Here is a 21,757-nt window from a genome sequence, read left to right on the forward strand (position 1 = left end):
CGGTGCGGCCGGACTCCGGGAGCGTGGCCGCATGCTCCTTGGGTCGTTCCGGGGGGCCGGGGCGTGCTGATGGCGCTGGTGGTCGGTGCCGGGGCTCGGTCGGCGGTGCCGGGTGGCCGCGGTGCGGCCGGACTCCGGGAGCGTGGCCGCATGCTCCTTGGGTCGTTCCGGGGGGCCGGGGCGTGCTGATGGCGCTGGTGGTCGGTGCCGGGGCCCGGCCGCCGATGGCGGGTGACCGATGACGCCATGCCGCCGGACACCCGGAACTCGGCACCCGCCTCCCCCTGACCCCCGGCGGCGCCGCAGGGCCCGGTGCCTTCGGCAGCCGGCTCCGCCCGCCCGGCGATGGCCGCCGGGCGGAGCCGTTACGCTGGAGGCGTGGCAGTCGTCGATGTATCCGAAGAGCTCAAGTCCCTCTCCTCGACCATGGAGTCGATCGAGGCCGTTCTGGACCTCGACAAGATGAGGGCAGACATCGCCGTGCTCGAGGAGCAGGCGGCCGCGCCGTCCCTCTGGGACAACCCCGATGAGGCGCAGAAGATCACCAGCAAGCTGTCCCACCTCCAGGCCGAGGTGCGCAAGGCCGAGGCCCTGCGCGGTCGCCTCGACGACCTGGGCGTCCTCTTCGAGATGGCCGAGGAGGAGGACGACCCGGACACCCGCGCCGAGGCCGAGTCCGAGCTCACCGCCGTGAAGAAGGCGCTGGACGAGATGGAGGTCCGCACCCTCCTCTCCGGCGAGTACGACTCCCGTGAGGCCCTGGTGAACATCCGCGCCGAGGCCGGGGGCGTCGACGCCGCCGACTTCGCCGAGAAGCTCCAGCGCATGTACCTGCGGTGGGCCGAGCAGCGCGGCTACAAGACCGAGATCTACGAGACGTCGTACGCGGAGGAGGCCGGCATCAAGTCGACCACCTTCGCCGTCCAGGCGCCCTACGCGTACGGCACGCTCTCCGTCGAGCAGGGCACGCACCGGCTCGTGCGTATCTCGCCCTTCGACAACCAGGGGCGCCGCCAGACCTCCTTCGCGGGCGTCGAGGTCCTGCCCGTGGTCGAGCAGACCGACCACATCGAGATCGACGAGTCCGAACTGCGGGTCGACGTGTACCGCTCGTCCGGCCCCGGCGGCCAGGGCGTCAACACCACCGACTCCGCGGTGCGCCTCACCCACATCCCCACCGGCATCGTCGTCTCCTGCCAGAACGAGCGGTCGCAGATCCAGAACAAGGCGACAGCCATGAACGTGCTCCAGGCCAAGCTGCTGGAGCGGCGCCGCCAGGAGGAACAGGCCAAGATGGACGCCCTCAAGGGCGACGGCGGCAACTCCTGGGGCAACCAGATGCGTTCGTACGTGCTGCACCCGTACCAGATGGTCAAGGACCTGCGCACCGAGTGTGAGGTCGGCAACCCCGAGGCCGTGTTCAACGGTGAGATCGACGGGTTCCTCGAGGCCGGAATTCGCTGGCGCAAGCAGCAGGAGAAGTAAGTTTGTCGACAAGGCAACTGCCGACGCGAGTGCGGCAGTTGCCTTTTCTGTACCTGCATGTCTGGCTTTTACATCACACTCACAGAGTTCGACTCGCCGCATAGCCCCCAGAGTTGGACATGGCGCCCGCAAACGCCCTTGACGTGTTCTTGAAAAATGGGAAGGGTAAAGCGCGGCATGCGTGTCTCTGGGGCGCATGTGAACCGGGGGGCTTCTTCACCGCAGCCGCCCTGTCGATCGCAGCCCCGAGCCCTGCCTCACTGACGAGCTACTGGGGGTAGCAACCACATGACGAAGAAGACGCGGATCCGTGTCGCACGGATAGCGGCCGGCGCCGTGATCGCGGCCGGTGCCTCGCTGACCGCCGCCGGTGCCGCATCCGCCGCGGAGGCCGAGGACTGCCTGCTCGGCATCCTGTGCGCCGACGAGTCGCCCACTCCGACCCCGACGCCGACGGATGTCCCCACGGACATCCCCACCGACGTCCCGACGGACCTCCCGACCGACCCGCCGTCGACCGAGGAGCCCACGGACGAGCCGACGGAGCCCACGGACGAGCCCACCGAGCCGACCGAGGACCCGACCGACGCGCCGACCGACCCGGGCAACGGGAACGGCAACGGTGGCGGCAACGGCAACGGCAACGGTGGCAACAACGGCGGCGGCAACAACACCGACCCCGACGGCGGCACCTCCCCGCAGGAGGAGGGCTCCTCCTCCATCACGGACACCGGCTCGGACTCCACCCCGGCGGCCCCGCAGGGCGGCCAGGCCCAGGCCCAGGGCAACGGCGCGGAGCTCGCCGAGACGGGTGCCGCGCAGACCACCTTCCTGGTGATCGGCGCCGCCACGATGATCGCCGGCGGTGTCGGCTTCCGCATCCTGCCGCGCCTCGTGGGCGGCCGCGGCGGGGCTGCCGCCTGACGGTAGCCGCGTCCGTACGGACCGTAGGCACAGCGTGACGCCGAGGGCCCGGAGCGAAATGCTCCGGGCCCTCGGCCGTGTCTGTGGTGCGCGGTGTTACGCGGTCTGGTGAGCCAGCAGTGCCACTGCGACGATCAGCACCGTCAGCAGTGCGATCAGCGTCATCGGGTTCAGATTCGCGAGGAAGTTCTCCTGCTGCAGCCGCTCGCGGTTCGCGCGGCAGACGGGGCACCTGCCCTCGCTCACGGGGGCCGCGCAGTTCGCGCACACCAACCGGTCGTACGTCATGCGCTCGCCCTCCTTGCGCCGGTTCTTGTATGTAACGCTCGTGCGGGCGCGAACGTTCCCTCTCCACTGTGCCAGGTTCCTCCGGAGGGCGCGCGGCTCGCTCTCACAGGGACGTACAAAACGGAACATCCGTGGCGCAACCACAGTCGGTGACTGCGCTGCCCTCCCCGGTTCGCGTATGGTCACGCTCATCTACCCCCGGCGACCCGTGGTGCATCCGTGATCCGATTCGACAATGTCTCCAAGGTCTACCCCAAGCAGACCCGCCCCGCCCTCAGGGATGTCTCCCTGGAGGTCGAGAAGGGCGAGTTCGTCTTCCTCGTGGGGTCCTCCGGCTCCGGAAAGTCCACCTTCCTGCGGCTGATCCTCCGCGAGGAGCGGTGCAGTCACGGGCAGGTGCACGTCCTGGGGAAGGACCTAGCGCGCCTCTCCAACTGGAAGGTGCCGCAGATGCGGCGCCAGCTGGGGACGGTCTTCCAGGACTTCCGCCTGCTGCCGAACAAGACGGTCGGCGAGAACGTCGCCTTCGCGCAGGAGGTCATCGGCAAGTCGCGCGGCGAGATCCGCAAGTCCGTACCGCAGGTGCTCGACCTCGTCGGGCTCGGCGGCAAGGACGACCGGATGCCCGGCGAGCTGTCCGGTGGTGAGCAGCAGCGCGTCGCCATCGCGCGGGCCTTCGTCAACCGGCCCAAGCTGCTCATCGCCGACGAGCCCACCGGCAACCTCGACCCGCAGACCTCCGTCGGCATCATGAAGCTGCTCGACCGCATCAACCGGACGGGCACGACCGTGGTGATGGCCACGCACGACCAGAACATCGTCGACCAGATGCGCAAGCGCGTCATCGAACTGGAGAAGGGCCGCCTCGTCCGCGACCAGGCCCGCGGTGTCTACGGCTACCAGCACTGAGACCGCACCCTAGATCACGGAAAGGCATAACCAGACGCCATGCGCGCCCAGTTCGTCCTGTCGGAGATCGGCGTCGGTCTCCGCCGCAATCTGACGATGACCTTCGCCGTCATCGTCTCCGTCGCCCTGTCGCTCGCCCTGTTCGGTGGGTCGCTCCTGATGAGTGACCAGGTCAACACCATGAAGGGCTACTGGTACGACAAGGTCAACGTCTCGGTCTTCCTCTGCAACAAGAGCGACGCCGAGTCCGACCCCAACTGCGCCAAGGGCGCGGTGACCGAGGACCAGAAGAAGCAGATCAACACCGACCTCGACAAGATGGGCGTGGTCGAGAAGGTCACGTACGAGTCGCAGGACCAGGCGTACAAGCACTACAAGGAGCAGTTCGGCGACTCCCCGCTGGCCAGCTCCCTCACGCCGGACCAGATGCAGGAGTCGTACCGCATCAAGCTGAAGGACCCGCAGAAGTACCAGGTCATCGCGACCGCCTTCGACGGGCGGGACGGGGTGCAGTCCGTTCAGGACCAAAAGGGCATTCTGGACAATCTGTTCGGTCTGCTCAACGGCATGAACTGGGCGGCGCGGGCGGTGATGGCGCTGATGCTCGTCGTCGCGCTGATGCTGATCGTCAACACCGTGCGCGTCTCGGCGTTCAGCCGGCGGCGCGAGACCGGCATCATGCGCCTGGTCGGAGCCTCGGGCTTCTACATCCAGGCGCCGTTCATCATGGAGGCCGCGGTCGCCGGGCTCATCGGCGGGACGGTCGCCTGCGCGTTCCTGGTGGTCGCGCGGTACTTCATCATCGACCACGGTCTGGCGCTGTCCGAGAAGCTGAATCTGATCAACTTCATCGGCTGGGACGCGGTCCTGACCAAGCTGCCGCTCATCCTCGCCACGAGTCTGCTGATGCCCGCGTTGGCCGCGTTCTTCGCGCTGCGCAAGTACTTGAAGGTGTGACACATGCCAACAGGGGCCGTGCGGTCAACCGACCGTACGGCCCTTCCCCTTGTCCTAGACTCACCGGCATGTCAGGTCGTGACCCGTTCTGTCAGCCCCGTCGCATCCGCCGTGGGGCGGCCCTGACCTTGCTCTTCACGAGCGTGCTCGTCGCCGGTGCGGCCACCGGGTCCCTGCCGCAGGCCGACCGGAAGTCCGCTCCGGACGAGGCCCGTTCGGCCACCCCGGCCGGGAGCCACGCCGATGTCGCCAGGGCCGCCGAGGAGGCCATGGCCGACGGCAAGTCCCCGATGGAGGCCGCGAAGCGCGCGGTCAGCCGCAGCGGGGACCGCTGGGGTGCCGTCTACTCCCAGGGCGAGTACGAGGAGTTCGAGGAGTCCCTCGACGGCCAGTACACCGGCGTCGGGCTGTGGGCCCGCAGCGGACGGGACGGCCGTATCGAGGTGACCAAGGTGCGCCCCGGCTCGCCCGCGGCCACCGCCGGGATCCGCCCCGGAGACCTGCTGCGCAGCGTCGACGGCGAGAAGACCGACGGGCGGCCCGTCACCGAGGTCGTCTCGTTACTGCGCGGGGACGCCACCGAGGCCACCGCCGGCACCACCGTCCGCCTGGGCCTGGAGCGCGGCACGCGCGCCTGGAGCGAGACCTTGCGCCGGGCCCAGCTGTCCAGGGACTCGGTCACCGTCCGGGAGGTCGCCGGTTCGGTCACCGTCATCAGGGTCGACACCTTCACCAAGGGCTCCGGCGACCAGATCCGCGCGGCCGTCCGGCAGGCCCCGCGCGGCACCGGCATCGTCCTCGACCTGCGCGCCAACTCCGGCGGCCTGGTCACAGAGGCCGTCACCGCCGCCTCCGCCTTCCTCGACGGCGGCCTGGTCGCCACGTACGACGTCGACGGTGAACAGCGCGCCCTGCACGCGGACCCCGGCGGCGACACGACGAGACCCCTGGTCGCGCTCGTCGACGGCGGGACGATGAGCGCGGCCGAGCTTCTCACCGGTGCTGTCCAGGACCGCGGACGGGCCCTCGTCGTGGGCTCCCGCACCTTCGGCAAGGGCTCGGTCCAGATGCCGAGCCGGCTGCCCGACGGCTCCGTCGCGGAGCTGACCGTCGGGCACTACCGCACCCCCTCCGGCCGGGGGGTCGACGGCCGGGGCATCACGCCCGACCTGGAGACCGACGACGGAGCGCTCCAGCGGGCCGAGACCCTGCTGCGCGGTCTCGCCGGCCCGTCGTAATCGACTTTCCCGGGGCCCCCTCCGTAGTGCGAAAATGGACGGCACTATGGCTAAGGAAAAAGGGCGCAAGATGATCGCGCAGAACAAGAAGGCGCGGCACGACTACCTCGTCATCGACACCTACGAGGCCGGTCTGGTCCTCACCGGGACCGAGGTGAAGTCGCTGCGCCAGGGACGAGCGTCGCTGGCCGACGGCTTCGTGCAGATCGACGGGCACGAGGCGTGGCTGCACAACGTGCATGTGCCGGAGTACAGCCAGGGCACCTGGACCAACCACAGCGCCCGGCGCAAGCGGAAGCTGCTGCTGCACCGCCTCGAGATCGAGAAGCTGGAGTCCAAGTCCCAGGAGACGGGTCACACCATCGTGCCCCTCGCGCTGTACTTCAAGGACGGCCGCGCCAAGATCGAGATCGCGCTGGCGAAGGGCAAGAAGGAGTACGACAAGCGTCAGACGCTCCGCGAGAAGCAGGACCGGCGCGAGACCGAGCGGGCCGTCTCCGCGGTGCGCAGGAGGCAGGGGGCGTAGGCCCCCCCGCACGTCACCTGGGGGTCTCCGGCGGGTGGGGGAATACGCTGGCACCGACCCGCGTTGGTCACGTACGATGGCACCTGCACCCCACGCAGGGCGCACGGTTTGAAAAATCAACATGGGGATGATCGGTTTCGACAGCGGCTGTCGAAGCAGGGGAAGCGTGTCGAGGAAGCGGCCATGATCTCGTAAACCACAGGCCGAAAAAAATAATCGCCAATTCCAAGCGATCTGTCTCCCAGGGCGAGCTCGCCCTCGCTGCCTGATTTTCAGGTAGCGAGCAGCGGCTCCCCTACTTAAGGGAGTGTCAGCCCGGGGGTGTTCCCGACCCGGATCCTGGCATCATTTAGGGGACTAAACCTTGATCCCGGTCACGGGGTGAAGAGGGAAACCAAACAGTGACTGGGCCCGTCGGAGACTTGTCGGCGTGATCTCCGGGGCCGAGAAAAGCGAAGCCGACTGCACACGGAGAAGCCCTCCTTCTGCACCGGTGGACGCGGGTTCGATTCCCGCCATCTCCACTCATCCCATGTGGGCACAGGCCCCGTCGCTTCCGAGCGGCGGGGCCTGTGTCATGGCCGGACAGCGTGGCCGTCGGCGCCGGCGAGAGTCCACGGGATCGCCGGGTCGCTGCACGACGCCCGCAGGATGTCCCCCTCGCGTAGGACCGTGAAGGTCACGTCCCCGACCGGCACCGTCACCTGGTCGCCGTCCCGCAGGCCGTACGCCCGCAGGGTCACTCCGGAGGCGTGGTCGTAGTCCGGGCGGTCGTCCACCGCGCCCACCGGGATCACGGCCCCGGGCCGCACCAGCAGCGGAACGCTCAGGAACCCGTGCCGTTCGCGCACCCAGCGCGGGCCGGTCACCGTCTCCCCGGTGAGGAAGCGGGTCCAGGTGCCCTCGGGGACGTAGTAGGTGACGTCGCCCTCGTCGCTGAACACCGGCGCGACCAGCAGGTCCGGGCCGAGCATGTACTGCCGCTCCAGATGCGCGCACCCCGGGTCGTCCGGGAACTCCAGGACCATCGCCCGCATCACCGGCACGCCCTCGGCGTGGGCGGTCCGGGCCGCCTCGTACAGATAGGGCATGAGCCGCAGCTTCAGCCGGGTGAAGTGGCGCGCGACCTCCACCGACTCGTCGTCGAACAGCCAGGGCACGCGGTACGACGAGGAGCCGTGCAGGCGGCTGTGCGAGGAGAGCAGGCCGAAGGCCAGCCAGCGCTTGAACAGGGCCGGTGTCGGCGTGCCCTCGAAGCCGCCGATGTCATGGCTCCAGAAGCCGAAGCCCGACAGACCGAGGGACAGCCCGCCGCGCAGGGACTCGGCCATCGACTCGTACGTCGCCTCGCAGTCGCCGCCCCAGTGCACCGGGAACCGCTGGCTCCCCGCCGTCGCCGAGCGGGCGAAGAGGACGGCCTCCTCCTCGCCGCGGTGCTTGCGCAGCACCTCGAAGACCGTGCGGTTGTACAGGTACGTGTAGTAGTTGTGCATCCGCTCCGGGTCGGAGCCGTCGGACCAGGCCACATCGAGCGGCACGCGTTCGCCGAAGTCGGTCTTGAAGCAGTCGACGCCCTGGGCGAGCAGCGTCTCCAGCTTGGCGGCGTACCAGTCGCGTGCGGCCGGGCTGGTGAAGTCGACCAGGGCCATGCCGGGCTGCCACATGTCCCACTGCCAGACGCTGCCGTCCGGGCGCTTCAGCAGATGCCCGAGCGCCCTGCCCTCGGCGAACAGCGGGGAGCGCTGGGCGATGTACGGGTTGATCCAGACGCTGACGCGCAGGCCCCGGGCCTTCAGCCGGGCGAGCATGCCCTCCGGGTCCGGGAACACCCGCGGATCCCACTGGAAGTCGCACCAGTGATACTCGCGCATCCAGAAGCAGTCGAAGTGGAAGACGGAGAGGGGAAGCTCACGCTCCTTCATGCCCTCGATGAACGATGTCACCGTCTCCTCGTCGTACGAGGTGGTGAAGGACGTCGACAGCCACAGGCCGAACGACCAGGCGGGCGGCAGGGCCGGGCGGCCGGTCAGGGCCGTGTACTTGCGCAGGATGTCCTTCGGGGTGGGGCCGTAGATGACGTAGTACGTCAGCTCCTGGGTCTCCGCGCTGAACTGCACCCGGGACACGACCTCCGAGGCGACCTCGAAGGACACCTGGCCCGGGTGGTCGACGAAGACGCCGTAGCCCGCGTCCGTGAGGTAGAAGGGCACGTTCTTGTAGGCCTGTTCGCTGCAGGTCCCACCGTCGGCCTGCCAGATGTCGACGACTTGCCCGTTCTTCACCAGCGGACCGAAGCGCTCACCGAGGCCGTAGACGGCGGTGCCGACCTGGAGCACCAGCTGTTCGCGCAGATGGTGGGCGCCGGTCGCGTCCCGCATGATGCCCATGCTCTTGTGGCCGCTGCTGGTGAGCGTGCGGCCGCGCGCGGCGAACTCGACGTGCCAGGGGCCGCCGCGGGCCACCCGGACCGACAGCTCGCCCGAGGTCAGGGTCGTGTGCTCGTCGTCGTGCGAGATCCGCGCGGGCGGCCGGGAGCCGGTGAGCTCGAATTCCGGGCCGCGGGGCTGCCCGCCCGTGAAGTGCGTCAGCGTCAGGCCGATGACGTCGGGCAGGGGGGTGTGGGCGCGGAGTGTCAGGACGGGGCCCGTCATCAGGTCGCCGCGGGAGCGGATGGGCCGGGTCGGAGCGTGGAACTCCAGCGCGTCGTCCGACTCGGTGACGTCGAGGACCTCGGCCGGGTGGGCCGCGGTGACGCCGTCGCGCAGAAGCCAGTAGCCGTCGGTGAACTTCATGTGGGGGTCCCTCACTTCCCGGCGCATGGTGTCGAAGCGCTTCGACAGGCGAAACGTATGCGGGGTGTGGGAGGGCGTCAATGGGGCGTGGGGCAATCGGTGAAGCGGTTCGACGCCCGGAACAACGCCAACGCCAACGCCAGGGCCAGGGCTGCCGCCGTCACCGGAATGATGTATCCGGCCGTCGCCGACACATGCTCCACCGTCCAGCCGCCGAGCGCGCCGCCACCGGCGATGCCGCCCAGCAGGCCGGTCACCGCGAGGGTCATTCCCTCGTTCAGCCGGCCCGCGGGGGTGCGCTGCTGGACCAGCGTCATGGTGGTGACCATCGTCGGGGCCGTCGCCATCCCGGCCACCAGCAGCGCGCCCGCGAGGCAGAGGAGAGAGCCGGTGAGGCTCGCCGCGAGCAGCGGCAGGGTCAGCAAGGCGGCCATCGCGGCCACGCACCACGGCAGCCGTGCCGCCGTCGGCCCGGTGGGCTTCGCGGTGCCGTACAACAGGCCCGCCGCGCAGGAACCGGCCGCCTGGAGGGCGAGTACGGCACCGGCCGCCGACTGCTGCCCCCGTGTGTCCGCGAACGCGAGCGTGACGACCTCCGTCGAGCCGAAGATCCCGCCCATCGCCAGACAGACCGCGAGCAGCGGGGGCATGCCGGGGGCGCGCAGCGGCGCCTTCGCGGGGATGTGCTCGCGGACCGGCGGCTCCGTCCCACGCCGGGTCGTGAACAGGAGCATCCCCGTCAGCAGCAGCACCGCGCCGACGAGCGTGCCCGCCTCCGGGAAGAACGTCCCGCACAGGAAGGCCGCGAGCACCGGGCCCAGCATGAAGCACAGTTCGTCCGCCGCCTGCTCGAAGGAGTGGGCGGTGTGCAGGCCCTTCGGGTCGCCGGCCAGCAGATGGGCCCAGCGTGCCCGGGACATGCCGCCGGTGTTGGGGGTCGTGGCGGTGGCCGCGTAGGAGGCGAACAGGGTCCAGTCGGGGGCGTCGTAGCGCACGCACAGCAGCAGCGTGAGGGAGCCGAGGACGGCGATCACCGTGGCGGGCAGGGCTACCCGGGCCTGGCCGTGCCGGTCGACGAGCCGCGCGGTATACGGCGCGACCACCGCCGTCGCCGCGAGCCCGGTCGCCGTGACGGCACCGGCCAGGGCGTACGAGCCCCGCGTCCCGGCGATCATGACGACCGCGCTGACGCTGAACATGCCCATCGGCAGCCGGGCGATCAGGTTCCCGGCGGTGAACGCGCGGGTGCCCGGCAGGCGGAAGAGGCGGCGGTACGGGGTGAGGCGCGGCATGGCCCCACCGTCGCCCGGCGGTGATCAAGCGGTCCAACACCTGTTCCGTACGGACTCACGCACCTCGGTTGTAGGACCGCTTTGTCTTTCTTCATACAGAGATATAGAGCCCTGATGCTTCTATTGGCGCATGGAAAAGATGCTCAACGGGGAAATCCTTCACTCGTTTGCCGCGCATCCGCCGAAGTGGGCCGACGGTTAGTCGGTACATGACCGAGGCGACCAGGAAAGACGGCTGGGCGGTAACGCTCGGCCCGTACACCTACATTCCCGCTCCGGCGCACTCGTCGGCCACTGTCAACGGCACGCTCACCAACGGCGGTTGCCCGGTCACGCTGCAGGTGACCGAGCCGGTTCTGCGCGATTTCATCGACACCATGCGTGTGCTCGAAAAGGATCTCGCGCGACGGTGGATCAGTGCGACGGAATGGCCCGCATTCGCGCTTGCAGAATAGTCGGGTCGCGCTATGTATGACAATAAAATCGAAGGCAATGGCCGACACCGGGCTCCGGCCCGGGAATTCTTCACACCCCTGACACCACCGGACCCGACCTGGGATCCGGCCGAGGAACTGGCGTTCATCCTCGAGGAGGCCCTGGGGCAACAGGCGGCGAGGGTTCCCACCCCTCGTGACGAGGTGACGGACCCGGACCCGGAGCCGGAGCCTGCACCGGCCCCGGCACCGGGCGCTTCGGGCGCCCACATGCGGCGGCTCCAGGACATCACCGAGGAACTGCCGCCCGTGCGGGACGTCCACCGGCGCCACCGCAAGGTCCGCACCCGCAAGAGACCCGGCCTGCTCCGCACCACCAGTTTCTTCGTCGCCGCCCTGGCGGCCGTCATCGCCTCCGCGGTGAGTCTCCTGAGCGGCCTGGTCGCCTACGACCCCCTGCGTCTGGTCGGTGTGTCCCCCGAGGGGAAGAGCCTCGGCAGCTGGTGGCCCCTGCTGGTGTACGGGCCCTGGCTGGTGGCCTCCCTCTCCGTGCTGCGGGCCGCGCTCCACCAGCGCCGTGCCGTGCACTCCTGGTGCGTGGTCCTGGTCTTCTCCTGCGTCGCCGTACTGCTCTGTGTCGTCCAGGCGCCGAGGACCGTGCTCGGCACCGCGGCGGCCGCCCTCCCGGGTGTGGCGGCCCTGGCCTGCTTCCAGCAGGTCGTCCGCCAGATCACCCTGACCCGCCCGCCCCTGCGCTCGGTGCCCCGCCACCGCCTGGGCCAGGCCGGGCCGCGGGACGTGCCCGAAGCCGGCGAGGGGGCGGGGCAGGGCGAGGCTCCCGGGCGGGGCAACGGCTCCTGAGCCCCCGTGCTGTCGGGGAGCGGCCTCGTCCCGCCGCTCCCCGCTGTAGGTTCACCGCATGCCGGCCCACCTCGACCCCCGTCTGCTGCGTGGCTTCGTCACCGTCGCCGAGGAGCTGCACTTCACCCGTGCCGCGGTGCGTCTTCACGTGGCGCAGCAGGCGCTCAGCCGGGATGTGCGGCGGCTGGAGCGGGAGCTGGGTGCCGAGCTGTTCGTGCGGACCACCCGGCAGGTGACGCTCACGCCCGAGGGAGAACGGCTGCTGCCGTACGCCCGTCGCGCGCTGCGGGCGCAGGACGAGCTGCTCGCCGCCTTCGACCAGGCCCGGCCCCTGCTGGTGGACCTCAACTCCCCGGGCCTGGTCACACCGCGCCGCGTGCTGCACCGGGCGCGCGAACTCGCCCCCGGCCACGAGCTGATGGCCCGCTACGAGAGCGGCCTGACCGGAGCCGCCGGGGAGTTGCTCGCCGGGCGGCTGGACGCCTCGTTCGGACGGTTCGCCGGGCTGGACCCGGCGCTGCGGGCCGGGCTCGACCACCAGCCCGTGCGGTACGAGCCGATGGCGGTCGTGCTGCCCGAGGACCACCGGCTGGCCGCGCTGGAGACGGTGCCGCTCGCCGAGCTGGCCGGCGAGACCGTCTACGCGGGAGCCGGCAATCCGCGCACACCGGAGTGGACGGGTCTCGCGCGGCAGCTGTTCGAGGGGCGGGGCATCGAGATCGCGCCACCCGCGCCGCTGGCCGTGGGCGAGGAGGAGTTCCAGCGGATCATGGCCAGAACACGTAACCCGGTCCTGGCCGTCGTGGGGTTCCCGGCCCTGCCGTCGATGGTGTCCCGGCCCCTGGTCGATCCCGTTCCGCTGTCTCCCGTGTCGTTGGTGTGGCGCAGGGGCCTGACCCACCCCGCGTTCGACGCGCTGCGACGGGCGGCGGCCCGGCTCGCGGAGGAGGAAGGGTGGCTGGGCAGGCCCGCAGGGGCCTGGATTCCGGCCGAGGACGATGTCCGCATGGCGTCTCGCGACTGACACGATTCGGTACGCGGTCCACACGGAACCTCCGCGTGCGCTACATTCAATGCCTGAGCACGGTGTGGTAATGGGGGGCGCTCGGACGGGTGAGGGGGCCCGGTCCGACGACGGGTGCTCAGGTCGTCAGCGCACCTGAACCATCCCGTGGGGGGAAGTGCGTGCGCGTGGAAAAGTGGCGAGAAGACGCCCAACCCGAGTGGCCCGAGGCCGCGTCGGTGACCGGTGGCCTCCCCTCGGACGGCAGAGTCCGTGACCGGAGAGCCACGCAGGCCTTCGCCGGGAGCGACCTCCAGGGGACCGCCCACCGGCTGCCCGCCGGGACGGAGATACTGCGCGGCATCCCCCGGCAGAGCGAGGGCGAGGCCGACTCGTTCGCCCCGGACCCCGTATCCCGGACCGCCGTCCGCGACCCTTGGCAGGAGCCGGAGGAAGCCGTCCCGTCCGAGCACAGCCACGACCCGCACGAGGTCACCGTCCAGCTCGACGCCGTACAGCTCGGGGACGGAATCGTCCGGCAGGTCAAGGAAGGCCCCGGCGCGGGCTCCGAAGCCGCCGACTCGCCCGTCTTCGTCGACGAGTCCGGCCGCCGCAGCCGCCGCTTCCGCCGGATCGGCATGGCCGTCGCCCTGGCCTGCGGGATCTACGCCGTCGTCATCGTCGCCACGCTGATGTCGGGCAACTCCCAGGCGCCCTGGCTGCCGGTGCCGGGCCAGAAGGAGGCCCCGCCGGCCGGGCAGGTCGACACCCCGCCGGTGCCCGAGCGGTCGGCACCCACCGACGGCACCGGCGCCACCGCCCCGGGCAGCACGCCGGCGACCGAGGAGGGCACGGCACCCGCGCCCGTCGGGAGCGCCGGCGAACCCGTGGCCCCCGCGGCCCCCGGCCGTTCGGGCACGACCGCCAAGCCCTCGCCGACCGCGTCCCGGACCGCACCGGCCCCGGGCACCGCCGTCACCGACCCGACCCCGAGCAAGCCGGCGGACCCGCCGAGCTCGCCGGTCACCGAACCGACGCCGCCCGGCGAACCCACGCCCGAGCCGACCGAGACGACCGGCACAGGCGACAGCGGCGGCACCGGCACGGTCGCCGACGGGCCGGCTCCGACCCAGCCGGTCGCGCAGTCACCCGCCGCCGACCAGCCGGTCGCGCAGTCACCCGCGGCCGACCAGCCTGCCGCCTGAACGCTCCGCTGAAGGTGCCGCGATGTGCCGCCGTTCGTCCGCGGCACCGTCGTGGCCGGTCGCGCGGTTTCCCGCGCCCCTGGAGGGCGCTGCCGAACCGCGGTCGACTTCGCCGACCGGGTCCGCCCGCACCCGTCCCCGTACCACCCGCTCCCCGCACCACCCGGAGTACCACCACCCATGGCATCCCGTACCCGTCGTTCCGGGCGCGCGTCCCGAGCCCGTGACGGCTCCAGGCGCCGCCGCCTGCCCATGCGCCTGCTGCTGCCCGTGCTTCTCCTCGTCGCCCTGATGGCGATGCTCATGCTGCGCGGCTACGTGCACAGCGAGATCCTCGCCGACCACCGGGTCGGTCCGCCCGCGTCGAGCGATCAGGTCCCGAAGGAGATCCTGGAGGGCGGGCCCGTCATAGACACCCGGGAGGAGAAGCCCACCGCGCTGGAAGTCCCGGACCGCGAGCTGGTGCTGACCTTCGACGACGGTCCGGACCCCGAGTGGACGCCCAAGGTCCTCGACATGCTGAAGAAGCACGACGCCCACGCCGTCTTCTTCATCACCGGCACCATGGCCTCCCGTTACCCGGACCTCGTCCAGCGCATGGTCGACGAGGGCCACGAGATCGGACTGCACACCTTCAACCACCCGGACCTCGCCCTGCAGAGCAAGAGCCGGGTCGACTGGGAGCTGTCCCAGAGCCAGCTCGCGCTGGCCGGCGCGGCGGGCATCCGCACCTCGCTCTTCCGCCCGCCCTACTCGTCGTACTCCCACCTCATGGACAACAAGTCCTGGCCGGTGACCGAGTACATCGGCAGCAAGGGCTACATCACCATCGTCAACGACACGGACAGCCAGGACTGGCGCAGGCCCGGTGTCGACCAGATCATCCGCAACGCCACGCCGAAGAACGGCGACGGCGCCATCGTGCTGATGCACGACTCCGGCGGCGACCGCTCCCAGACCGTGGCCGCGCTCGACCGGTTCATCTCGGGGCTGCAGGACGAGGGCTACCGCTTCGACACCCTGACCGCCGCCCTGGACGCCCCCAGCGCGCACACCCCGGTCGCCGGGCTCGACGCGTTGAAGGGCAACTCGTGGGTCTTCCTCGTCCAGGCCTCCGAGAAGACGACCGGCGTACTCGTCGCCGGGCTCGCCGTCGTCGGCGTGCTGGTCTTCGCCCGCCTCGGGCTGATGCTGATCCTCTCCGTCGCGCACGCCCGCCGTGTCCGCCGCCGCGGCTTCCGCTGGGGCGAGACCGTCACGGAACCGGTGTCCGTCCTCGTGCCCGCGTACAACGAGGCCAAGTGCATCGAGCAGACGGTCCGTTCCCTGGTCGCGAGCGACCACCCCATCGAGGTGCTGGTCATCGACGACGGGTCGAGTGACGGCACCGCGCGCATCGTCGAGAACCTCGGCCTGCCCGGCGTACGCGTCATCCGCCAGCTGAACGCGGGCAAGCCCGCGGCCCTCAACCGGGGCATCGCCAACGCCCGCTACGACCTCATCGTGATGATGGACGGCGACACCGTCTTCGAACCGGCCACCGTCCGCGAACTCGTGCAGCCCTTCGGCGACCCGCGTGTCGGCGCCGTCGCGGGCAACGCCAAGGTCGGCAACCGGGACTCGCTGATCGGCGCGTGGCAGCACATCGAGTACGTGATGGGCTTCAACCTCGACCGCCGCATGTACGACGTGCTGCGCTGCATGCCGACCATCCCCGGCGCGGTCGGCGCCTTCCGGCGCAGCGCGCTGGAACGCGTCGGCGGCATGAGCGACGACACGCTCGCCGAGGACACCGACATCACCATGGCCCTGCACCGCGACGGCTGGCACGTCGTGTACGCGGAGAAGGCCCTCGCCTGGACCGAGGCCCCCGAGTCCGTCCAGCAGCTCTGGTCCCAGCGCTACCGCTGGTCGTACGGCACGATGCAGGCGATCTGGAAGCACCGCCGGTCCCTCGTGGAGAGCGGGCACTCGGGCCGCTTCGGGCGCGTGGGCATGCCGCTGGTGTCGATGTTCATGGTCGTGGCGCCGCTGCTGGCCCCGCTCATCGACGTGTTCCTGCTGTACGGGCTGGTGTTCGGCCCGACGGAGAAGACCATCGGCGCCTGGCTGGGCGTCCTCGCGGTGCAGGGCGTGTGCGCGGCCTACGCGTTCCACCTCGACAAGGAACGCATGACCCACCTGATCTCGCTCCCGCTCCAGCAGCTCCTCTACCGCCAGCTCATGTACGTCGTGCTGCTCCAGTCCTGGATCACCGCCCTCACCGGCGGCCGGCTGCGCTGGCAGAAGCTGCGACGCACCGGCGCGGTGGGTCTGCCCGGGCCGGGCAGCGGCACGCCCCAGCAGCCGGTGGGCGGGAGGCAGGCCTGATGACCACGCACCCCGAAGCCGTAGCCGTCGCCCCGGAGAAGGAGCGGACCACCCGCACCGGCCCCGTCCGCGACCGGTACTTCGACCTGCTGCGCGCCCTCGCCCTGTTCCGTGTCGTGCTCTACCACCTGACGGGCTGGGCCTGGCTGCCGCTGGTGTTCCCGTCCATGGGCGTGATGTTCGCCCTCGCCGGCAACCTCATGGCCCGCTCGCTCAAGCGCCCGCCCGTGCAGGTGATCCGCGGCCGGCTGCGGCGGCTGCTGCCTCCGCTGTGGCTGCTGGGCGTCGTCGGCGTCACCGGCATGGTCCTCCAGGGCTGGGGGCCGGACGCCGACGGCCATCCCGGCTGGTGGTGGCTCCACCTCACCTTCTGGATCGTCCCGCTCAGCGACCCGCCGTACGCCGAGGGGCTGCCCGGCATCCACGGCTTCATCGGCGAGGACTGGGCCGCCGAACTCGCCGGCCCGCTCTGGTACATCCGCGCCTACCTCTGGTACGTCCTGCTGTCCCCGCTGCTCCTGAAGGCCCTGCGCGCCCTGCCGGTGGTCACGCTCCTCGCGCCGATCGCCCTGGCGGTCGCCTTCGAGCACAGCTACCTCGCCCTGCCCGGCGAGCGGTTCCCCTCGGCGCTCACCGACTTCTCCACCTTCGGCGCCTGCTGGATCCTCGGCATGGCCCACCAGGAGGGCATCCTCAAGCGGCTGCCGCGCTACATCGTCCCGTCCGTGGCCCCCGTCATCGCCCTGGCCGGCCTCTGGTACGCCCTGCACCACGGCTTCGGACCGGGCAACGACCTGGACAGCATGCCCCTGGCGCAGGCCCTGTGGTCCCTCGGCACCGTGTTCCTGCTGCTCCACGTCAGCCCGTCCTGGCCCGAGTGGCCGCGCAGGCTGCGCCGCTGGGCCGGGCCGATCACCCTGCTCAACTCCCGGGCCGTGACGATCTATCTGTGGCACAACACCTGCATCCTGATCGCCGCGACCCTGTGGGACCGGCTGTGGGCTGTCACCGTGCTGGAGCAGAACGTCCCCGGGCTGCTGGAGAGCCCCTGGCCGGTGCTGGTCCTCGTCTGGCTGCTGATCGGCGGCTGTGTCCTGGCGTTCGGCTGGGTGGAGGACCTGGCGGCGAAACAGCGGCCCCGGTTGTGGCCGACGCGTGAGCCCCGGGTGGAGGCTCGCGGGAGCCGGAGGCGAGCGGCGCGCGGCGGCTGATGCCCCTTTCCCCCGGGGCTCTCCGGTATGGAAAACTGCCCGAGTTGCGCATGTGAACGAATGCGATCGGTGAGTGACCGGGGGAGCGGTGGGATGAGTAAGCGGCAGACACAGAAGATGCTGCGGCTGATGGCGAGCGGAGAACCGGTCGAGCTCACCAGCCCGATGGCGTCCGTGAAGAAACTCGCCCGGCTGGCCTTCGTCGCCCAGCAGTTCGGCTACGAGTACGCGGACGTCCGGCAGAGCAGCGGGCGCAACGGCGCGCTCACGATGCTGATCCTGCCCGACCCCAGCCCGCACGCCCGGGGCCGGGCCGCGCAGAACTGGGCGCAGTATCCGAACGCCGCCGACGGTGTCTCCCTCCCGCCGCTCGTGCCCGACGCCTTCGAGCTCCTCAAGGCCCGCATCAACTTCGACCTCACCGGCAAGAGCGCCGAGAAGCGCATGGGCTACGCGGCCCTCGGCCTCACCGTCGGCTGCGTGATCCTCGCCGTACGCACCGGCGGGGAGCCCTTCGACTTCGTCGCGGCGGGCGTGGTCTGGCTGCTCTTCATGGCGATCTTCGGCATCGGCCTCCTGGTCACCCGCAAGCGCAACGCGAAGTTCGCCGCCCGGCTGCAGGCGGCCGGCTTCATGCCGGTGACGGACGAGAACGGGCGGATGCGGTATCTGCCGCCGGGGGCGCAGCTGCCCGGGCATGGCAACCCGTTCGGCGGGGGGCCGTACGGCGGTGGGCCGGGGGCCGGGGCGCCGGGCACTGGGGCGCCGGGGTATGCGGGTGCGCCGGGGCAGGGCGGTGGAGCTCCGGGGTATGCCGGTGCGGCGGGCCAGGCCGGTGGAGCCCCTGGGTACGGCGGGGCGCCGGGACAGGCCGGTGGAGTGCCTGGCCAAGCTCCCGGGATGCCGGGGCAGGCGCCTGGGGTGCCGGGGCAGCAGCCCGGGATGCCCGGTCCGGCCGTGGGGGCGCCCGCGGGTTACGGACATCAGCAGCCTGGGCCGGCACCGGCACCGGGCCCGTACGCCCAGCCTGCTCCGGGCCCGTATGCCCAGCCTGCCCCGGGCCCGTACCCGCCTCAGCCCGCGCCCGGTCCCTACGGAGCGCAGCCCCCTGCCACGCCGTATCCCCCGCAGCAGCAGCCCGGCCCCTACGCGCCGCAGCAGCCGCCCCACCCCGAGCAGAACCCCCACTGGCAGCACCCGCAACGCTGACACAATGCCACCGAACCTCTCATCCCGCCCGAGCCCGGGGTGAGAGCGAAGTTCCCTCTCGGTCACTCGGTGGCACAGTCACGAAACGCGCCTTCCCTACCTTCGGGACCAGCCACTCGAAGTACGACCGAGTCCCGGAGCAAGTGGAGGCGTCATGACAGGCCCTGGCACGGCACCCGCACCCCCGAGCAGGGGCGGACGCTGGATCCAGCACTGGGATCCCGAGAACGAGACCTTCTGGAACGAGACCGGAGAGAAGGTCGCCCGGCGGAACCTCTTCTTCTCGGTTCTGTCCGAGCACATCGGCTTCTCCATCTGGACCCTGTGGTCCGTGCTGGTGCTCTTCATGGGCCCGGAGTACGGGCTGACCCCGGCCGACAAGTTCATGCTGACCTCGATGGTCACGCTGGTCGGCGCCGTCGTCCGCGTCCCCTACACCTTCGCCGTAGCGATCTTCGGCGGCCGGAACTGGACGATCATCTCCGCCGGCCTCCTGCTGGTCCCGACCGTCGCCGCGTTCACCGTGATGGAGCCGGGCACCTCCTTCTCCACCTTCCTGCTCGTCGGCCTGCTGGCCGGCATCGGCGGCGGCAACTTCGCCTCCTCCATGACCAACATCAACGCCTTCTTCCCGCTGCGGAAGAAGGGCTGGGCCCTCGGCCTGAACGCGGGCGGCGGCAACATCGGCGTGCCCGTGATCCAGCTGGCCGCGCTCGCGATCATCGGCGCCGGCGGCGGGCCGCGTGTGCTGCTCGGGATCTACATCCCGCTGATCGTCGTGGCCGCCGTCATGGCCGCGCTGTTCATGGACAACCTGGAGAACGTCAAGAACGACACCGGGGCCGCCAAGGACGCCGCGAGGGACGCCCACACGTGGATCATGTCCGTCCTCTACATCGGCACCTTCGGCTCCTTCATCGGGTACAGCTTCGCCTTCGGCCAGGTCCTGCAGAACCAGTTCGGCCGTACGCCGCTGCAGGCCGCGTACGTCACCTTCCTCGGCCCGCTGCTCGGCTCCCTCATCCGGCCCGTCGGCGGCTGGCTCGCCGACCGGTACGGCGGCGCGAAGATCAGCCTGTGGAACTACGTCGGCATGGGCGTCGCGACGGCGGTCCTGATCGGCGCCTCGATGGAGAAGTCGCTGACCCTGTTCACCGGGGCGTTCGTGGTGCTGTTCGTGCTCAGCGGGCTCGGCAACGGCTCGACCTTCAAGATGATCCCGGGCATCTTCCAGAACAAGGCCCTGGCCAAGGGACTGGAGGGCGAGGAGGCCGCGGCCTACGGGCGCAGGCTCTCCGGCGCCTCCATGGGACTCATCGGCGCGGTGGGCGCGCTCGGCGGTGTCGGCATCAACCTCGCCTTCCGCCAGTCCTTCCTCTCCTACGGTTCCGGCACCGGCGCGTTCGTCGCCTTCCTCGCCTTCTACGTGGTCTGCTTCGGGATCACCTGGGCCGTATACCTTCGACGCACGGCACCGCGGGTACCCGTCACCTCGGCGACCTCGGAGGCGAAGCCGCAGCTCAGCTACGCCAAGGTGTGACGTAACACCGCCGACATCATGCCGATCCGAGCCTGTCACGAGCCGTTGACAGGCTCGATCGGCATACACGTACGCCGAACCCATGGAGTACGAGACTCGAATGCGGGACGAGAGCATGCACGAGGAACAACAGCGACCGGAACACGGCCCACTGGCGGGATTCACCGTGGGCGTCACGGCCGCGCGCCGGGCCGAGGAGCTGGGCGCGCTGCTCCAGCGGCGCGGAGCCACCGTTCTGCATGCCCCCGCCCTGCGGATCGTGCCGCTCGCCGACGACAGCGAGCTGCTGGCCGCGACCAAGGAGATCATCCACCAGGTGCCGGACATCGTCGTGGCGACGACCGCGATCGGGTTCCGGGGCTGGGTCGAGGCCGCGGACGGCTGGGGACTGGGCGAGGATCTGCTGGCGCGGCTGGGCGGCGTACGGATCATGGCGCGCGGGCCCAAGGTCAAGGGCGCGGTCCGGGCCGCCGGGCTGACGGAGGAGTGGTCGCCGTCGTCCGAGTCCATGGCCGAGGTGCTCGACCGGCTGCTGGAGGAGGGCGTCGACGGTCTGCGGATCGCGATCCAGCTGCACGGTGAGCCGCTGCCCGGGTTCGTGGAGTCGCTGCGCGCGGCTGGTGCCGAGGTCGTCGGGGTGCCCGTCTACCGGTGGATGCCGCCGGAGGACATCGGGCCGGTCGACCGTCTCCTGGACGCGACGGTGTCCCGCGGCGTCGACGCGCTGACCTTCACCAGCGCGCCCGCCGCGGCTTCCTTTCTCTCCCGGGCGGAGGAACGCGGACTGCTCCCCGAGGTGCTGGCGGCACTCGGCCACGACGTCCTGCCGGCCTGTGTCGGCCCGGTCACCGCGCTGCCGCTGCAGGGCCACGGCATCGACACGGTCCAGCCCGAGCGCTTCCGGCTCGGCCCGCTCGTCCAGCTCCTCTGCCAGGAGCTGCCCGCGCGGGCGCGCTCGCTGCCGATCGCCGGGCACCGGGTGGAGATCCGCGGTCACGCCGTCCTGGTCGACGGCGACCTCAAGCCCGTACCGCCCGCCGGCATGGCCCTCCTGCGCGCCCTGTCCCGCCGCCCCGGCTGGGTCGTCGCCCGCGCCGAGCTGCTGCGCGCCCTGCCCGGCGCCGGCCGCGACGAACACGCCGTCGAAACGGCCATGGCCCGCCTCCGCACCGCCCTCGGCGCCCCGAAACTGATCCAGACGGTGGTCAAGCGGGGCTACCGCCTGGCCTTGGACCCGGCGGCGGAGACGAAGTACGCGGACGTGTGAGGCCGCGCGGGGGTTGAGCGACAAACCGCCATGGGCGTACACCGCGTGCTCTGGCCGACGTGTGCCGCAGTGCAGGGCTCCGCGGCGGCCCGACGGAAAGCCTCGGCGACACGACGACGGCCCCCGCGGCGACGCTGATGGCTCCCCCCGGGGGGGGCGAACCGCTGAGGAGCCCCGGGGCGCCCCCGCCGATGGCACCCAGGCATGCCGACGGTCTGCCCGGGCGATGTCGCGGACGGCATCCAG

The 21,757-nt window shown here is 70.9% G+C and carries 18 protein-coding genes and 1 other RNA gene; 16 read left to right on the forward strand and 3 right to left on the reverse strand.

Annotation, left to right across the window (positions count from 1 at the left end; translation table 11 throughout):
* Positions 1-378 precede the first annotated feature (378 nt).
* Together prfB and ACZ58V_RS12800 are read left to right on the forward strand one after the other, a co-directional pair.
* The gene (prfB, locus tag ACZ58V_RS12795; protein WP_189723994.1) at positions 379-1,485 is read left to right on the forward strand and encodes a peptide chain release factor 2; all 1,107 of its coding nucleotides are present in this window, start codon (positions 379-381) and stop codon (positions 1,483-1,485) included.
* A 288-nt stretch (positions 1,486-1,773) separates the two neighbouring features.
* A complete protein-coding gene (locus ACZ58V_RS12800) occupies positions 1,774-2,409 on the forward strand; it encodes a hypothetical protein (protein WP_468190417.1) in 636 nt (211 codons plus the stop codon).
* A 96-nt stretch (positions 2,410-2,505) separates the two neighbouring features.
* On the opposite strand, the gene ACZ58V_RS12805 is transcribed toward ACZ58V_RS12800, so the two are convergent.
* Entirely contained in the window at positions 2,506-2,697 is a 192-nt protein-coding gene (locus ACZ58V_RS12805; protein ID WP_468190415.1) for a hypothetical protein, read from the reverse strand.
* 219 nt (positions 2,698-2,916) lie between these two features.
* On the opposite strand from ACZ58V_RS12805, the gene ftsE reads away from it, so the two are divergent.
* From ftsE to ssrA, 5 genes are all read left to right on the forward strand, one after another.
* A complete protein-coding gene (gene ftsE, locus ACZ58V_RS12810) occupies positions 2,917-3,606 on the forward strand; it encodes a cell division ATP-binding protein FtsE (RefSeq protein ID WP_184593314.1) in 690 nt (229 codons plus the stop codon).
* A gap of 39 nt (positions 3,607-3,645) precedes the next feature.
* A complete protein-coding gene (ftsX, locus tag ACZ58V_RS12815; RefSeq protein ID WP_468190412.1) occupies positions 3,646-4,563 on the forward strand; it encodes a permease-like cell division protein FtsX in 918 nt (305 codons plus the stop codon).
* 68 nt (positions 4,564-4,631) lie between these two features.
* Positions 4,632-5,801 (forward strand): S41 family peptidase, encoded by a 1,170-nt coding sequence (locus ACZ58V_RS12820; protein ID WP_471290007.1) that lies wholly within the window; start codon positions 4,632-4,634, stop codon positions 5,799-5,801.
* A 46-nt stretch (positions 5,802-5,847) separates the two neighbouring features.
* A complete protein-coding gene (gene smpB, locus ACZ58V_RS12825; protein ID WP_468190408.1) occupies positions 5,848-6,327 on the forward strand; it encodes an SsrA-binding protein SmpB in 480 nt (159 codons plus the stop codon).
* Positions 6,328-6,450: 123 nt separating this feature from the next.
* Positions 6,451-6,854, forward strand: a transfer-messenger RNA (tmRNA) gene (ssrA, locus tag ACZ58V_RS12830).
* A gap of 48 nt (positions 6,855-6,902) precedes the next feature.
* Here the strand turns inward: ssrA and yicI are convergent.
* Both yicI and ACZ58V_RS12840 read right to left on the reverse strand, forming a co-directional pair.
* Complete coding sequence (yicI, locus tag ACZ58V_RS12835) at positions 6,903-9,119, reverse strand: alpha-xylosidase (RefSeq protein ID WP_471290009.1); 2,217 nt, start codon at positions 9,117-9,119, stop codon at positions 6,903-6,905.
* A gap of 77 nt (positions 9,120-9,196) precedes the next feature.
* The gene (locus ACZ58V_RS12840) at positions 9,197-10,411 is read right to left on the reverse strand and encodes an MFS transporter (RefSeq protein WP_471290011.1); all 1,215 of its coding nucleotides are present in this window, start codon (positions 10,409-10,411) and stop codon (positions 9,197-9,199) included.
* Positions 10,412-10,620: 209 nt separating this feature from the next.
* On the opposite strand from ACZ58V_RS12840, the gene ACZ58V_RS12845 reads away from it, so the two are divergent.
* The 9 genes from ACZ58V_RS12845 to ACZ58V_RS12885 all read left to right on the forward strand — a co-directional run bounded on the left by ACZ58V_RS12845 (position 10,621) and on the right by ACZ58V_RS12885 (position 21,511).
* The gene (locus tag ACZ58V_RS12845) at positions 10,621-10,866 is read left to right on the forward strand and encodes a hypothetical protein (protein WP_359893912.1); all 246 of its coding nucleotides are present in this window, start codon (positions 10,621-10,623) and stop codon (positions 10,864-10,866) included.
* A 12-nt stretch (positions 10,867-10,878) separates the two neighbouring features.
* Positions 10,879-11,706 carry a hypothetical protein gene (locus ACZ58V_RS12850; protein WP_468190401.1) on the forward strand — a complete coding sequence of 276 codons (828 nt, stop codon included), beginning with the start codon at positions 10,879-10,881 and terminating at the stop codon, positions 11,704-11,706.
* A gap of 58 nt (positions 11,707-11,764) precedes the next feature.
* Positions 11,765-12,730, forward strand: coding sequence for a LysR family transcriptional regulator (locus ACZ58V_RS12855; protein WP_471290013.1), 966 nt, complete (start codon positions 11,765-11,767; stop codon positions 12,728-12,730).
* Positions 12,731-12,897: 167 nt separating this feature from the next.
* Entirely contained in the window at positions 12,898-13,914 is a 1,017-nt protein-coding gene (locus ACZ58V_RS12860; protein ID WP_471290014.1) for a hypothetical protein, read from the forward strand.
* Between the two features lie 180 nt (positions 13,915-14,094).
* Positions 14,095-16,284, forward strand: coding sequence for a bifunctional polysaccharide deacetylase/glycosyltransferase family 2 protein (locus ACZ58V_RS12865; RefSeq protein WP_468190395.1), 2,190 nt, complete (start codon positions 14,095-14,097; stop codon positions 16,282-16,284).
* Positions 16,284-17,495: an acyltransferase family protein gene (locus tag ACZ58V_RS12870; RefSeq protein ID WP_468190393.1), complete on the forward strand. Its 1,212-nt coding sequence runs from the start codon at positions 16,284-16,286 to the stop codon at positions 17,493-17,495. The genes ACZ58V_RS12865 and ACZ58V_RS12870 overlap by 1 nt, the downstream gene beginning before the upstream one ends.
* A 93-nt stretch (positions 17,496-17,588) precedes the next feature.
* Positions 17,589-18,704 carry a hypothetical protein gene (locus ACZ58V_RS12875; protein WP_471290017.1) on the forward strand — a complete coding sequence of 372 codons (1,116 nt, stop codon included), beginning with the start codon at positions 17,589-17,591 and terminating at the stop codon, positions 18,702-18,704.
* Positions 18,705-18,858: 154 nt separating this feature from the next.
* Positions 18,859-20,244 (forward strand): nitrate/nitrite transporter, encoded by a 1,386-nt coding sequence (locus tag ACZ58V_RS12880; protein WP_468190389.1) that lies wholly within the window; start codon positions 18,859-18,861, stop codon positions 20,242-20,244.
* Between the two features lie 115 nt (positions 20,245-20,359).
* Entirely contained in the window at positions 20,360-21,511 is a 1,152-nt protein-coding gene (locus ACZ58V_RS12885) for a uroporphyrinogen-III synthase (RefSeq protein ID WP_468190537.1), read from the forward strand.
* Positions 21,512-21,757 lie beyond the last annotated feature (246 nt).

It is taken from the genome of Streptomyces sp. NPDC040589, from assembly GCF_055594445.1.

Coding starts and splice junctions, on each gene's coding strand:
- ACZ58V_RS12800 (WP_468190417.1), top strand. CDS start 1,774: ATGACGAAGAAGACGCGGATCCGTGTCGCACGGATAGCGGCCGGCGCC.
- ACZ58V_RS12805 (WP_468190415.1), bottom strand. CDS start 2,697: ATGACGTACGACCGGTTGGTGTGCGCGAACTGCGCGGCCCCCGTGAGC.
- ftsX (WP_468190412.1), top strand. CDS start 3,646: ATGCGCGCCCAGTTCGTCCTGTCGGAGATCGGCGTCGGTCTCCGCCGC.
- ACZ58V_RS12820 (WP_471290007.1), top strand. CDS start 4,632: ATGTCAGGTCGTGACCCGTTCTGTCAGCCCCGTCGCATCCGCCGTGGG.
- smpB (WP_468190408.1), top strand. CDS start 5,848: ATGGCTAAGGAAAAAGGGCGCAAGATGATCGCGCAGAACAAGAAGGCG.
- yicI (WP_471290009.1), bottom strand. CDS start 9,119: ATGAAGTTCACCGACGGCTACTGGCTTCTGCGCGACGGCGTCACCGCG.
- ACZ58V_RS12840 (WP_471290011.1), bottom strand. CDS start 10,411: ATGCCGCGCCTCACCCCGTACCGCCGCCTCTTCCGCCTGCCGGGCACC.
- ACZ58V_RS12845 (WP_359893912.1), top strand. CDS start 10,621: ATGACCGAGGCGACCAGGAAAGACGGCTGGGCGGTAACGCTCGGCCCG.
- ACZ58V_RS12850 (WP_468190401.1), top strand. CDS start 10,879: ATGTATGACAATAAAATCGAAGGCAATGGCCGACACCGGGCTCCGGCC.
- ACZ58V_RS12855 (WP_471290013.1), top strand. CDS start 11,765: ATGCCGGCCCACCTCGACCCCCGTCTGCTGCGTGGCTTCGTCACCGTC.
- ACZ58V_RS12865 (WP_468190395.1), top strand. CDS start 14,095: ATGGCATCCCGTACCCGTCGTTCCGGGCGCGCGTCCCGAGCCCGTGAC.
- ACZ58V_RS12870 (WP_468190393.1), top strand. CDS start 16,284: ATGACCACGCACCCCGAAGCCGTAGCCGTCGCCCCGGAGAAGGAGCGG.
- ACZ58V_RS12875 (WP_471290017.1), top strand. CDS start 17,589: ATGAGTAAGCGGCAGACACAGAAGATGCTGCGGCTGATGGCGAGCGGA.
- ACZ58V_RS12880 (WP_468190389.1), top strand. CDS start 18,859: ATGACAGGCCCTGGCACGGCACCCGCACCCCCGAGCAGGGGCGGACGC.
- ACZ58V_RS12885 (WP_468190537.1), top strand. CDS start 20,360: ATGCACGAGGAACAACAGCGACCGGAACACGGCCCACTGGCGGGATTC.